At 66.4% G+C, this 14731-nt stretch carries 6 protein-coding genes and 1 tRNA gene; 4 read left to right on the top strand and 3 right to left on the bottom strand.

The genetic code is table 11. The annotated features are described in order from the left end of the window. Window positions 1-40 precede the first annotated feature (40 nt). Window positions 41-117: transfer RNA gene (locus U1872_RS19660), tRNA-Met, on the top strand. Window positions 118-518: 401 nt separating this feature from the next. Here U1872_RS19660 and U1872_RS19655 read toward each other — a convergent pair. Beyond that, window positions 519-1427 carry a cobalamin B12-binding domain-containing protein gene (locus tag U1872_RS19655; protein WP_332794615.1) on the bottom strand — a complete coding sequence of 303 codons (909 nt, stop codon included), beginning with the start codon at window positions 1425-1427 and terminating at the stop codon, window positions 519-521. A gap of 519 nt (window positions 1428-1946) precedes the next feature. Here U1872_RS19655 and U1872_RS19650 point away from each other — a divergent pair. The 3 genes from U1872_RS19650 to U1872_RS19640 all read left to right on the top strand — a co-directional run bounded on the left by U1872_RS19650 (window position 1947) and on the right by U1872_RS19640 (window position 10892). Next, the gene (locus U1872_RS19650; RefSeq protein ID WP_332794614.1) at window positions 1947-2564 is read left to right on the top strand and encodes an SOUL family heme-binding protein; all 618 of its coding nucleotides are present in this window, start codon (window positions 1947-1949) and stop codon (window positions 2562-2564) included. Between the two features lie 132 nt (window positions 2565-2696). Beyond that, on the top strand, window positions 2697-3170 hold the full coding sequence (locus U1872_RS19645; RefSeq protein ID WP_332794613.1) for a BLUF domain-containing protein: 474 nt from the start codon (window positions 2697-2699) through the stop codon (window positions 3168-3170). A gap of 573 nt (window positions 3171-3743) precedes the next feature. After that, on the top strand, window positions 3744-10892 hold the full coding sequence (locus tag U1872_RS19640; protein ID WP_332794619.1) for an autotransporter outer membrane beta-barrel domain-containing protein: 7149 nt from the start codon (window positions 3744-3746) through the stop codon (window positions 10890-10892). 374 nt (window positions 10893-11266) lie between these two features. Here the strand turns inward: U1872_RS19640 and U1872_RS19635 are convergent, their stop codons facing one another. Together U1872_RS19635 and U1872_RS19630 are read right to left on the bottom strand one after the other, a co-directional pair. Beyond that, window positions 11267-13654 (bottom strand): DUF3772 domain-containing protein, encoded by a 2388-nt coding sequence (locus tag U1872_RS19635; protein WP_332794612.1) that lies wholly within the window; start codon window positions 13652-13654, stop codon window positions 11267-11269. 136 nt (window positions 13655-13790) lie between these two features. Then, window positions 13791-14702 (bottom strand): diacylglycerol/lipid kinase family protein, encoded by a 912-nt coding sequence (locus U1872_RS19630; protein WP_332794611.1) that lies wholly within the window; start codon window positions 14700-14702, stop codon window positions 13791-13793. Window positions 14703-14731: the final 29 nt, after the last annotated feature.

Genomic DNA, 14731 nt, shown 5'->3' with positions numbered 1-14731 from the left:
ACACGCTCGCGCTCGCGAGCAAAACAGATAAACACCCTGGCGCGGGGTGGAGCAGCCCGGTAGCTCGTCAGGCTCATAACCTGAAGGTCACAGGTTCAAATCCTGTCCCCGCAACCACACCCCCACATACCAAACCGTCTCAGGAAACCCCGAGGCGGTTTTTTTGTGCCTTTTTTCTGTGGTCTAACTCGGGGGCGTACCCGCGCTCGACGTGCTGTCGTGTGCTTTTTTGCTCCACGGCATCGATTTTGCACTCGGGGGTTATTTTGAGGGGGCAAACCCGCATCCACGCAGGAGATACCCCGTGGCCATCAAGGAACAGCAGGTCAGCTTTCCGGAATGCGCGGCACGAGCCCCTGATCTGATAAGGGTTGGCGGTCAGCGACGATACGTTTCACTAGCGTTTGGATCGTAACCTCTTTTACGCTTCCGGATCGCGCTTGTGACGATGCTTACGAGGGCTAGCCGTCTGCACCGACGGGCGCGCCATCGCTCTCTTTCGGGTCATCGAGTCTACCCTACCGCCCCGCACAGTCCCTGAATTCGGACGCCGCGAGATCAAACAGTTTCTGTGCGACAATGACGGCGGACGGCGCATTCGGTGCCGTAGCATCCGCACCGACGTCGTGGGCAAGCGCCGGATTCGCTGTGAACATTGGCCCGCCAACCATTATGCCGACCGTCTGATTGCGAGACTCTCGGCGTATCTGTCCAATCGTGGTCCGCATGCTCTCGAGCTGGCGCTCCGACCCCGCCGTCAATCCGACGACCGCAAACCACGTGTTCTTGGCGACGTCGGCGATGTCCTCGGACGTTCCCTCAAGCTCGGTCTGGACCTGCCAACCGGCGGCCAGCAGGAAGCGCTCCACAATCTTGACCCCGAAGGAATGCTGGTTACCCGGCGTCATCGCCATCAGGACATGGCGACGTTCGTCCAGCGCCGACAGCCTATGGGTGTCGTTGAAGATCGCAAGCAGCTTCTGCAGCCGGGCGACGCCCAAGGTGACATCGATGAAATCACACTCGTCGCGGTCCCACATCTCGCCGAGCAGGCGCGCGGTGGGCTCGAGCAGCTCGAGGAACAAGGTCTCCATCGAAAGTCCGCGATCGCGCAGGATCAGCACGTATGCAGCGGCTGCATCCAGATCGCTGCCGAGCACGATGTCGACGAGGCCCGTGATGTCGGCGCTCGTCGGGGCCAGCGTCTTGACGACGAGCGCAACTGGCGGGGCCGCCGGAACAGCCTCGGTATGCAACATAAGCAGCCGCGGGACGATCTCGTTCGATATGATGCGCGCCAGCTTCGCCTGGCGCTCAGCCACGTCGTCCCGGCGATAGATCTCCGGAGCGATGAAGTGCGCCTCAAGCCGTTCTAGGCTGTGCCGGTCGATTGCTGGTCTCGCCAACGCACTAATCGCCTGACCCATACCGTCCTCCGCGCTTCGTTCTTGTGACGATAGCAATAACTGAAATCAGCACATCAGACGGCAGGTGTCGATACCTTACAGTGCCGCGCAATCCCCGCCCGGAGTGTCGAGGACACGGATCGCAGATTCAGCTGGATGCGTTCGCGACGCATCTTGGCGGTAGCAGAATTGCCTGAATGCTCTCAGGCCAAGCGCAGGCTCGAGCGTTATGAAAGCAAGGGCCTCGCTCCAAGCTTCGCTTGTCGCGGTCGTGCTGATACCCTACGAAACGGCCACGACCGCATCCGTTCCTGGCGAATTACGCGACGTTGGGCAGCGGCTTCCCATTGCCGAAAGAGCGAAAATCTAGTCCCGGAGGTCCATCGCGACGCCGATGGACCGCCAGGCCAACCGGTCGCAAGTGCGCTAAAAACGCGCTCCCCGCTGCCGCTTCGGACGCTCCCTGAAGTCGTCGCACATGCCTCACCCTCATTGTCGATGGCTCAGGGTCAGCGAGGTTGTAGTAAGGCGCAAGGGCTGGTGATCTACACCAGCTCGGTATTGGAGCGTGACATGAAGACCCACACCATTCTCGGCTGGGGCACTCTCGGGCTTGGCCTTGCAACACTCGCGACTGGAGGGTTGGGCTTGTACGAACGAAATCTCGAACAGCCTGCTTATACTGTCGTCGAGAAGGACGGTGCGTTCGAGCTACGCGAGTATTCCCCAGTCCTCGTGGCGGAAACCGCCGTCGTCGGCGAGCGGAGCCTCGCGCTCAAAACGGGATTTCAACGGCTGGCGGCGTATATCTTCGACAACAAGCGCGAAAAGATCACGATGACCGCTCCCGTGTTTTCGGACCGCGCGAAGGGGGCCTGGCGCACCCGCTTCGTGATGCCCGCGCGCTTCACTGCAGAGACGTTGCCCGACATGCCCGACGGCGTCACCGCCGCCGAACTCCCTGCGCGTCGCATGGCAGTGGTCCGCTTCGCCGGCCTTGGCAGTGGCCCAAGGCTCGCCGAACAGGAGACGCGCCTGAGAGGGTGGTTGACCGCGCGGGGCCTCGAAGCGACCGGTGATGTGGAGATTGCCTTCTACAACTCCCCGTTCGTAGCGCCGCCGTTCCGGCGCAACGAGGTGATGATCGCGGTGGGGTGACGGCCGATTTGGTGTCGCAGGCCGCCGAGCGGCACGCCAATGCTTCCTTACGCAAATCGAAAAGAAGCGCTAACCTGCCGCTGCCTCACCGGATCGTCCGACCTGCCCGGCATAGACAAAGCGAGCTACCCTATGTTCGACGAATACGGTTTTCCACGCGACCCTTACGTGGACCATGCCGCGCCCACGCTGGCGACGTTCGTCTACTGCAGTCGTGCCGCCGAGGGCGTTGACGACGCCGAGGTTGGCCGGATGGTCGAGTGGGCGCAACGCCGCAATGTCGCACGCGACATCACCGGGGTGCTGGTTTTCGGCAGCGGCGTTTTCTTCCAGTGGATCGAGGGCCCGCCCGCCGAGGTCGAGACCCTGATCGTGAGCCTTCACGGCGATCCGCGCCATTACGACATCGTCGCACTGGACCGGTGTGTCGAAAAGCGCGAGCGTCTGTATCCGAATTGGCAGATGGAGTTAGTCGGAGCCGACGACATCCGCGCGGTGCTGCATGAAGCGCTCGAGGACGCCGAGGACGGAAACGCCATCGCGGCGCTGCGGCGCATTCTCGCGCACCTCTCTTCGGAGCCTCTGGATACGCTTGGGCGAAATTAACTCAGTCAGCCACTGAATCGCGCGAGGGCCGCTTGTTCTAGGCTGCACACTTGCGGCGATTTCAGGATCGCCGCCGTCATGTCCCCAAGCTGTAAAGACGAAACGACCCAATTCTATCTGACCGCACGACCCATCGCGGTCGAAGCGAGCTTGTTCCACGTGCGCAAATGGCGCCGCTGGAACGACCTAGGTCAAAGCGCTCCGCCGCCGGCTGCGACCGCAGCCTGAAACGCATCGGCCGGCCCCCGGTGAGGGACGCGCTGCGATTGACGACTCGATCATAGCGCGCGGAGGCGTTCCACCTGGCGCCCGATGCCGGCCCGCGCGCTGTGGCGCCGGCGGTCCTCTCTGTGAAAATGGCAGACACGTTAAACGTACTGGCACGCGTTGATCGCCCTGCACCCCCCATCTGCAGCAGCCCTGGTCGGGTCGCTTTGTCGATTCTATATCTCGCTAGACAGTGAGATTGCGCGTCATTACCCCAGCACGAAAATACAGGGGGTTAGCGTCATGATCGGTCACACTTCTCGCGCGAAGCGCCTCCGTGCGCGTGCGCTTCAGACAAGTGCGATCGTGTTGGCGCTGACGATTGGACGCCCCGCTTTTGCGCAATGCGCGCCCGATCCGACCCCGGCCAACGGCACCGTCACCTGCTCCGGAACCGATCCGAACGGCCTTACCGTCACCACCTATGGCACCACCGTGGTCGTGCCGACGGGCGCGACGGTCCTTGGAACCACGACACCTGCGGTTGCCGTCAGGCTGCCGTCGGACGTCTATGGCGGCGCCGTCACGCTGGCGGTCGCGGGACGGATCGACGGCGGCACGCAGCCCGGCGTCAGCGCGCTGTGGCAACGCGCCGCCAGCGGAACGGGGTATTCCCCGACCCTGCTCGTACTAACGGTTGCCGCGGGTGGACAGATCGGCGGTGTGAACGCGGTCAACATCGGCCAGGCCGTCGACAGCACCGGCAACACCGCGTCTGCGATCATCGACAATGCCGGAACGCTGACTGGATCGAGCGGGATCGCATTGCTGGCGTCTGCCCCCAATTTTATCGGCTTCCAGTCGATCACCAATCGCGCGACGGGCACGATCGGCGCGATCAGCGGCCCGGTTGGCACGATCTCGAACGCAGGCACGATCGATGGCGGTGCGCGCAGCGCCGTCGATTCGGGAACCGGGACATCCGGGCTGTACGGCGATCTCACCAACACGGGATCGATCGTATCGACGAGCAGTGCGGCGACGCTCGCCAATATTTCGGGACGATCGCTGTCCAACAGCGGCACGATCGCCAATCGCGGCACCGGAGCGGCGATCGCGGGCGAATCCTTAGCAATCACCAATGTCGTTACTGGCAAGATCTCGAGCGCAGGCGCGACCGCGATCCGGGCCAACACATACCTTTCGCTGCTGAATGCCGGCACGATCACCGGCAACATCGCGACCGCCGCAGCGCCATCGTACACCACCGGCAGCACGATCGATTCGACCGCGGGCACGATCAACGGCAGCGTCACATTCGGCGCTGGCGACGATACGCTCTTCGCTGACTTCGACGGCACGCGCTCGGTCACCGGCATCACCGGCGCGATCGACGGCGGGGCGGGCACGGATACCTTCCGTCTGCGCTTTGCCGCCGATGAAACGCTCAAGAGTGGGATCGCGGTTCCGGCCAATTTCGAACGCCTGATCCTCGCACCGGCCGCAAAGGTGACCACGACGCTCGCCGCGGGCTTCAGCACGCCCGCATTGCTGTTGATTGGCGGCACCGGCACGGTCGTCAATCAGAGCACCCTGACCGGAACGACAAAAGCCGTCATGCTGTGGGGCTTTGGCGGCCCGCAGGACTATCCCTCGTTCGTCAACGCGGGCACGATCCGCACGACTGCGGGCACGATGAGCGTGTTCGCGGTCGATCTTGGTTCGACCGCCGCGCGCTTCGAGAATAGCGGCACCATCAGCGCAACGGGTGCGGGCTTGGTCGGCTACATCCAGGGTAGCGTCCTCAATAGCGGAACGATCACCGCTGCGGGAACCGGCGTCTCGTTGTTCAGCTCGGCCTTCACCAATTCCGGCACGATCCGCTCGACCGGCGGCATCGGCCTCGTCCTCACGGGTTTCAGCGGGGCCAATCAGACCAACAGCGGCCGGATCGAAGGCGCGACGATCGGCGCGCAGATCAGCTCTTCACTCGTCAATACGGGTACGATCACCTCACCCGACACCGGGGTCTCGCTCGATTACTACGGCACGCTCGCCAATCGCGCGGGCGGCATCGTCACGGGAGGACGGTTCGCGATTTCCGCGCCGACCATGCTGTTCGGGGCAACCATCGCGAATGCCGGAACGATCAATGGCGACGTTCGGCTGCCGGGGTCCGGGGTGGCTGGCGAGACTTATAACGGCAACCGCTATTTCGCGCTGCCGGGCGGCGTGCTGCACGGCAATCTGACACTCGCCAACGGCACCACGCTGATCACCGATATCGTCAACACCGGGCCCGGCGCCTTTGCCGGGATCACCGGAACCGTGACCGGCGGGGGTGCCGCGCTGCGCTATCGCGTACGGACCGCCGCCAGCGCGACGCTCGGCCTTCCGGCCGGTTTTGCGAGCGTCGGCTATGACCTGTCCGACACGGGGGCGCTTACGCTGACTGGCGGGTCGGCTCCATCGCTGTCGCTTGCCGGCACCGGCAGCGTCGATCTCAACGCCACCATCAGTGCCACGGCCGGCCAGCCGGCGATCTCCGTAGTCTCGGCTTTAATCGCACCCGGCGAAGCCTATCCGCTGACCAACGCGCTCTCGATCACCAGTCGCGGCGCGCTGACGCTCACGCATTCGAACAGCAACCTCTACCCCTATGCCGCGGTCTCGCTCGGCTATGGCGACAGTTTCACCAATGTCGGGACGATCACCGTCACCGACACAGCGACGACAGTCTACAGCCGGATCAACGCGATCGCGGGTGGCGCGAGCGTCGTCAACTCCGGGACGATCAGCCTCGGCGGGTCGGCCGGGGTGTCGTCCGCGAAGACCTTCACCAACAGCGGCAGCATCGTCCAGGCCGCGGGCACGCCCGCATCGGTCGGCGTGGTGAACGTCGGGTCGCTCGTCAACAGCGGTACGATCGACGTTGCGGGCAACGCGGTGCTGGCCAGCTACACGACCGCGTCGATCACCAATTCGGGGCGTATCGCAAGTTCGGGCGCAACCGCGATCGCGACCGATCCCAACGGCTATGCCCCTTCGCTCGCGATCATCAATCTGGCGGGCGGCACGATTGCCGGGGGCGCTGGAAAGTCGGCGATCCAGCTGTCCGGCGGGGGGATCGTCAACGCTGGGACGATCACCGGGTCGGTCGATCTGAGCTATTCGCCCTATGGCGGCCAGTCGTATGCGAGCGGCTTCTATCTCGCCAATGGTGGCACGCTTGCCGGCAACCTGACGTTCGGAAGCGGCTCCGACACGCTGGTCGCACTGAACGATACCACCGGCGTCAGCGGCACGATCGACGGCGGCGCGGGCACCGACCTGTTCATCCACGCCCGCAACACCACCGGGAACGTGACGCTCGGCCTGCCGGGGGTAACCAATTTCGAGCTGCAGGGCGTCCGCGCGCTTGGCGCCGACACCATTGTCACGGCCAGCGCCGCCACGCCGCTCGGATCCGATCTCTTCCTCTCGGGCGATGGCAGCGTCGTCAGTACGGCCACGGTCAACGGCGCCGTGCGGGTGGGCTCGTTTGGCTATGTGCCTGGCAACGCAGACCTCGACGCGTCGTTGCTGTTGGCCGCGTTCGGCAACCAGGGCAGCATCCGCGACGGCTTCGTGGGCGCAACGCGCAGTTTCTCCAATGCCGGCACGATCGGTTCTGCCAAGCTCCGCAACGCGGCGGTGGTGGTGGTAAACGATGCGACAGATCTGACGTTTGCCAACACCGGCCAAATCACGAACGGCGATGGCACCGTGGCGGTTTCCTTGGCGAGCTATCCCGGTGCGATCACCGCATCGAACTCTGGCACCATCACGGGGGGCCTGTCGGCCACATCCGGCGGCACCTTCTACGCCGACCCTAGCGCGCTTCCCACACCGCTCGCGGTTTCTCTCACGAATTCGGGTACTATCGGAAGCCTCTCGCGAGCGGTTTCGCTCAACCTGAACGACGTACAAAGCGTCGGCGGAACGATCTCGCTAGCCAATAGCGGCACGATCGAGGCGACCGGTGTCGCCGGAACAGGCGCCTCGCTGTACGGCTACAACCCTTATTATTACTATTACGGCACCCAAAGCGGACCGACGGCGATAACTGTCAGTAATTCCGGCACGATCCGCGCCAACGGTGGCGGGGTCGAGTACGCCTATGATTACGGCAACGGTTACACGTATCGCTACACGCAGATTGCGACCGGGCTCAGCCTGACCACCGCGACCGGCACGCTGAAAGTCGCCAATGCTGCCAGCGGCGTGATCGAGGCGACAGGCGCACGTTCCGTTGCGCTGATCAGCGATGGTCCTGGGCTTTTGCTGACCAACGCGGGCACGATCCGCGGGGGGGCAGGGACGACCGTCACCGACTACGACTTGCTGACGAATTCGATCGGCTCGACCTATCTCGCCGGCGCGATCCAGACCGTCGGTGATGCCGACGATCGGATCGTCAACACCGACACGATCATCGGCTCGATCGCGCTCGGCGGCGGCAACGACATGATCGAGAATCGCGGCACGATCCAGGGGAACGTGTTCCTCGGCGCCGGCGACGACACCTTCCTGCAGCAGGCGAGCGCCAGCCTGATCGGCACCGTCGATGGCGGCGCCGGGACCGACAGCCTCGTCGTCGATGCGACCGGCGGCGGCACGATCAACGCCGCCCAGTTCGTCAATTTCGAGCGATTCAGCCAGATCGGCGCGGGCAACGTTGCCTATTCCGGCGCGTTCAGCTTCAACACGATCGGCGTGATGGGAGGCGACATCACCGTCAATGCCGGCCAGACGCTCGGAAGCGCCGGCCCGGTGACGATTACCGGCAGCGACGCCAACGAGACCGTCACCAACAACGGCACCATCGCCGGCTCGATCGACATGGCGGGCGGCGACGACCGCGTCGTCAACAACGGCACGATCCGCGGCGCGGTGACGCTCGGCAGCGGCGACGACACGTTCGTCGAAGGCGTGGGCAGCCGCGTTGCCGGGGGCGTCGATGGTGGCGCGGGCACCGACCTCTATACCGTGATGCTTGCCGGCGACCGGAGCGGCATCGGCCAGCGCACGGGGTTCGAACAGCTTGCCGTCGCCGGGACCGGTACGCTGACGCTGGTGCTCGACCAGAATTTCGCGAGCGTCGCGCTCGCCGGCACCGGCCTCAACCTTGCGCTTGGCGGTTTCCGTGTCGGCGCAGTGACGGGCAGCGACGCGGCGGAAACGCTCGCCGTCGATGGCGACGTGGCCAGTGTCGCGCTGGGGGGCGGCGACGATCAGCTGTCGCTCGGCACGACCCGCGCGGCCGGGCGCTACGACGGTGGCACGGGGAACGACCTGCTGCGCTTCACCGCAACGGGACCGGTCACGCTGGCGGGGTCGGCGACGGGGTTCGAACGCGTGCTACTCGCGGGGAGTGCGCTGACCGTCACCGGCACGCTCGGCGCGGTGGGCGCGCCGCTCGCGTTCGGCGACGGCGACCAGCAGCTCGTGCTCGCGAGCGGCGGCACGCTCGCCGGGGTGATCGACCTGGGCGCGGGCAACGACAGTTTCCGCTGGGCGGCGGGCGGCATGCTCAACGGCAGCGTCGCGGGCGGCGCGGGCAATGACAGCGCGACGATCGAACTCGCGGGCGACCGCACGCTCGCGGCGACCACGCTCACGGGCTTCGAGACACTGGCGACCGAGGGCACCGGCACGCTGTCGATCGCCGACAGCCAATCCTATACGCTGATTTCGGCGAACACCGATCTGGCCGTGCTGGCCGGCGGTTCGCTCACCGTCCCGCAGGTCCAGTTCGGCGCGGGCAACAACCGCCTGAGTATCGCTGGCCAGTTTACCGGTTCGGTCGATGGCGGCGCCGGCAGCGACACGATCGCGGTTTCGGGCGGCAACGCGAGCGCACCGGTCGCCTTCGGCACGATCGCCAATGTCGAGAGCTTCGGCATGTCGGCGGGCTATGCGACCATCGCCGGCTCGGCCGCGCTCGGCAGTGTCGATCTCACCGGCGGCCGCTTGGTCGGCCTCGCCGGCTCGACGATCGGCGCGTCGTCGATCAGCGTGCGCCAAGGTGCGACGTTCGGCTCGGCCGGCACCGTCAATGGCACCATCACGGTTGCCGGGACGCTCAGCCCAGGCGCGTCGCCGGGAACGATGACGGTCAATGGCAATGTCGCGTTGCAAGGCGGCTCGGTTTCGCTGTTTGAGCTCACCTCGAGCGTATCGGACAAATTGGTCGTCAACGGCGCGGTTTCGATCGCGTCTGGCGCGACGCTCCAGATCGTGCCGATCGGGACGTTGCGGCCCGGCACATCGTATGACCTGATCACCGCGACGGGCGGCATCAGCGGCGCGTTTACGACGGTACTCAAGCCGGCCGACGTGTTCGGCATCCTGGTGCAGCGCGCGGACCGCATCCAGTTGCTTGGCCAGTTTCTTGGGGACGCGAGCTTCTCGCCGCAGGTCGCGCGCAGCATCGCTTATGCCAACGCCCAGCTCGTGGCGCTGCCCGCAACCAGCCCGTTGTTCGCGGCCGTCCCGGCGCTGCTGACCAGTTCCGGCGCCTCCAATCCGATCGCTTTCGCGCAGATCACGCCCGAAGCCTATGCCTCTGCGACGCAGATCGGCGTCGACACCGCACTGACGCTGACCGGCGCGGCGCGCGGCACGGCCTTCGCCGCGAGTGGCGATACGCCGCACGCCTATACCTTTGCCCAAGTGCTGGGCGGGTGGCATCAACTGGGCGACAACCCTGCGGCTGGCACCGCCGCCACGCGCGGCAACAGCTACGGTTTCCTGGGCGGGCTGGGCTTCGGGGACGCGACATGGAGCGTTGGTGCGTTCGGCGGCTATCTCAACGATCGCCAGCAGATCGATGCGCTGGGCGCGCGGACCAAGGCAGATGGCGTCGTGGCCGGGGTTCACGGTCGATACCGCAGCGGTGGGCTCGGGGCCACCGCTTCGATCCTATACGACGGCGGCGACGCGCGTACCGAACGCGCGCTTCCCGCCGCCATGTCTGCAATCGGTCGTTACGGCCTGCACAGCTGGGTGGGCGACGTTTCGATAAGCTATGGCGTCGAGATGCCCGCGGGATGGACCCTGCGCCCCCGCGTCGGCGTGACCTATGTCCACACCTCGCGGGGCGGCGTAGTCGAGGCCAGCAAAAGCGCCTTTGCCCTGACGGTGGCGCGCGACCGCCACATCGCCGGGTTCGCCGATGCGGGCGTGTTCTTCGGCCGAAGCGACACATCTGATGCGCCGTTCCGTCCGTTCGTCTCGCTCGGCGCGCGCTATCAGATCGAAGGACAAGGCACCGCCGCCGTGGCGGGCTATTCGGGCGGCACGCTTGCCCTCGAAGCCGTCGGGGCGCCGCGTGCGCGGTGGGTTGGCACAGCGGCGGCCGGGATCGGCTATCGTCTCCCGAGCGGACTTGACCTGTTCGCCTCGGCCGCGTCGCAAACCGGTCGCGACGATCACGAGCAATCGGCCACTGCGGGGATACGACTGCGCTTTTAACGTCTGTACGTTCGTCGCATCGCTGCCGATTGGCGGACGATGGGACGCACGGACGGCACGCCGCAGTGCTAAACTCGGGGGCTGCCAAGGCGCGGCAGCCCGAACAACAGGCCGATCGCGAGGTGTTCGGCCTCGGTCGTGCGGCCACGACCGCAACGCTGATGACGAACGCGGTTCGGCCATGGCTGCAGAGCAACGGTATGTTGGGGAAACGCGCCGGATCGCACGCCTCGGCGCTCCCGATCGCGGCGTTGCTCGGCGCGACCGCCAGCCTTGCCCAGACCGTCGCATCGAGCGGCGATCCGCTGCTCGCTGCGTGCCGTACACCGCCCGACAGCGCGCGCCCGCATCCAGGCACGGGCGGTAGCGCGGGATCAGGGGCTCGGCGGTGCGGCCGCCGCGACCAGCTCGATCCGCTGCGGCACGGTGCCGATGTCGATGCCTTCGGCACGGAAGCGCTGGAGCAGCGTCATCAGCACCGCACTGCGCGCGGGGTAGGTCGCGCGCGGGTGGCTGACGTGGCCGAAGCAGTTGAATTCGATTCGCCCGTCGACGATCCCGTCGATGAACACGACGGGGGAAGGATCGGTCAGCACCGCGCTTTCGCCGGCAAAGGCATCGCGCACCATCGCCGTCACCGCCTGCGCATCGCTGTCGAGCGGGACCGAGAATTTGATCTGCATGCGCCCTTGCGGGTTCGACAGCGTCTTGTTGAGCACCGATTTGGTGATCAGCTCGGAATTGGGCACGATCAGCGTCGAATGGTCGGCGAGTTCGATCTCGGTCGAGCGGACGTTGATCCGCCTGACGTCGCCCTCGTCGGTGCCGACACGCACGAGATCACCGATCTTGATCGGGCGTTCGGCGAGCAGGATCAGCCCGGAAATGAAGTTCTGCGTGATCGCCTGCAGGCCGAAGCCGATGCCGACCGACAGCGCCGACAGCAGCAAGGCGACGCGCTCGACGCCGATGCCGAGCGACGCCAGCGCCCAGATGAAGGCGATCGCGATGCCGACATAGCGCGCGACGAGGCCGACCGAATTGCGCCCGCTGCCGTCGAGATCGGTGATCGGCAGGTAGCGCGTCTCGAGCCAGCTCATGAAGCCGCGCACCAGCGCCAGCCCGACGAACAGCACGACGATGCCGCGCAGGATGTTGGCCGGCGAGATCGAAACGCCGCCGAACTCGACCCCCTGCGCGAGGATGCCGAGCCGGCCGAACACCGTGCCGAGCCCCGCGCTCCCGCCGAACGGGGTGACCAGCAGGCTCAGCCCGACCAGTAGCAAAGCGACGCGCAGCAGCGCCGAGAGCAAGACGCCGAACTGGTCGACCATGCTCGGCCGCACGCCGAGGGCGCGCGTCAATGTCACGCCAATCCGGCTGCTGCGCACGAACAGGCTGCTGGTGACGTCGTCGACCGCTGCCATCGACAGATAGAGCGTCGTGCCGAGGATCGTCGCCCAGGCGATGAACTGCGCGACGAACAGGCTGAGCGCGATATAGCCGAGCAGCAGCGCCATCGCAGCGGCGGCGACCAGCAGCCACGCGAGCAGCGTCCCCAGGCTCAGCCCCGCGCTGGTCGTGACATTGTCGATCTCGGCGCTCTCCGCGCGTTTGGCGCGCAGCCGCCCGAGCACGAGCAGGAAGGCGCCGATCAGCAGCAGATGGAGGAGGGCCTCGAGTGCTTGCGTCGCGATCTGCGTCGGCTGGCTCGCGCCGATCGCGGTGGTGAAGGCGGCAACGAGGATGCTGACGAAGGCCAGGCCGGCGAGCACCCACGACAGCGGTCGCAGCGCAGCGGCGGTCTCGTCGTCGATCGGTGCGACGCGCCACGACGACCCGTGCCGCATCAGCAGCGCGCCGGTGACTGCGGCGATATAGGCACAGAAGCCCGTCGCCGAGACGAACGTGTCGAGCACCCCGCTCCAGCGCGTCGGCATCAATCCCGACCAGTGCAGTCCCTGGACGAGCGCGGTCGCGGCGAGCAACGGCGCGACGGTGCCGACGACGATCCGCCACAAGGCATTGGCGGAGCGGCGCACGCGGTGCCCCGGCGCGCCCTCGACCAGCCAGCGCTGCCCGAACAGTCGCACCTGCACACGCACCGGGAACAGAAACAGGAAGGCAACCACCGCGCCGAGCAGCACCTGCCACGGAACGGTGCCCGCCCATTGCGTTCGCATCTGCTGGCGGCCCTGCGACACGAACAGCCCGATGCGGCGCAGGTCGCGCGGCATCGCCAGCACGAGCGAGCGCCAGAAGGTGGGCGTGAGGGGCGAGGCGACCTGCGCCGAGACGCGTTCGTTGAACTGTTGCGCGCGGCTACGGTCGATCTCGTCGATCAGCTGCTCGGCCTCTACGTTGGCCAGCCCGCCGCGCTTGATCGCCGCGTCGATCGTGGCGAGCTGCTGCGCGAGGTTCTTGCGCTCGGCGCTGATTTCCGCCGGTTCGGTGATGCCGGCGGTGACCGGGCCGAGGCCGGCAATCCGCGCTTGCACCAGCGTCTGCTGCTGTTGCAGCTGGTCGATACCGTCGGTCACGACCTCCTGCGCGGCGAGCGTGCGGGCGCGCAGCGCCTTCTGCGCCGCAGCGTCGACCCGGTCGTCGAGCCGTCCGTCGACCGAGCGCAATTCGATTTCGGCGCGGCTCAGATCCGTCGAGATCGAGGCGACCGTCGGCGTTTGCGCAAGTGCGGGACCGCCGAGCGCCAGCGCCAACAGCAGCGCAGCGATCAACCGGGACAGGAAGCGGGGGCAGGGCATTGCATTTTCACCATCGGGTCGGCGGTTCCCCTGCGCCAACGCGCCCGGCCGCGCAACAGCTGGGCACGCCGTGTCCCGCCGGTCCGTCGCCCGGGCGCGGCGACCGGATCGTGGCGAAGCTTCGGCGATCGCCGTGCTAGCGGGCGGGAGGGCCGACCGCGACATCGACCGCGCGCGCCGCGATTTTCGCCGTGACCGGCGTCTGCGCGAGCACCTCGCCGTCGATCGAGATCTTCATGTTCGGCGTCGTCTCGATGCGGAAGCTGCAGCCGCGAAATTCCTCCGTATGCGCGTGGCGGTCGCGCAGCCGGAAGAATTTGGCGTACCAGTCGGCGGCCAGCCGCACACGGCTTCGCCCGACGACCGCCTGGATCACGATCTCGCCGCTCGCCACGTCGGCATTGTCCGACAGCTCGACCCCGCCGTGGTAGCGCCCGTTGAGGATGCGGACCTCGGTCGACCACATGCGGCGCTGCGTCTCGCCGTCGTCGATCATCAGGCGGAAGGCGCGGAAGCGGATCGAGCAGCGCAAGGCCCAGAGCAGATAGCCGACGCGCCCGAGATAGCGCTTGAGCGCGTGCGGCACGGTCTCGCCGATCAGCGCGGCCAGGCCGATCGCGGCGCCGTTGACGAAATAATCGTCGTCGATCATCCCGAGATCGACGCGGCGCCGGTGCCCGTCTGCGATCGTCGCGACCGCGCCGTCGAGATCGAGCGGCAGTTTGAGCGTGCGGGCAAAGCTGTTCGCGGTGCCAAGCGGCAGCAGCGCAAACACACAGTCGGTGCCGACCAGTTCATCGATCGTGCACGACAGCGTGCCGTCGCCGCCACCGACGATCACCATCGGGGTGCCGTCGGCGACGATCTGACGCACCGTCGCGGGAATTTCCGACGGGTCCTCGACCGCATGCGCCGAGCTCAGCACGAGACCGGCGGCCTCGAGCTTGGCGCGCGCCTCGACGAACAGGTCGCGGCCCGACCGCGACTTGGCGTTGACGATCAGCGCGGCGGTACGAGGCAGGGGGCGCGGCAGGGGGTTTGTTGTCATCCCGCAACAACTCACGGCGCGGGATTTGG

The sequence above is a fragment of the Parasphingomonas frigoris genome, from assembly GCF_036663815.1.
Classification (GTDB): domain Bacteria; phylum Pseudomonadota; class Alphaproteobacteria; order Sphingomonadales; family Sphingomonadaceae; genus Sphingomonas.
Note: the sequence above shows the minus strand (reverse complement) of the source record. Positions and strands in the feature narration are given on the sequence as shown.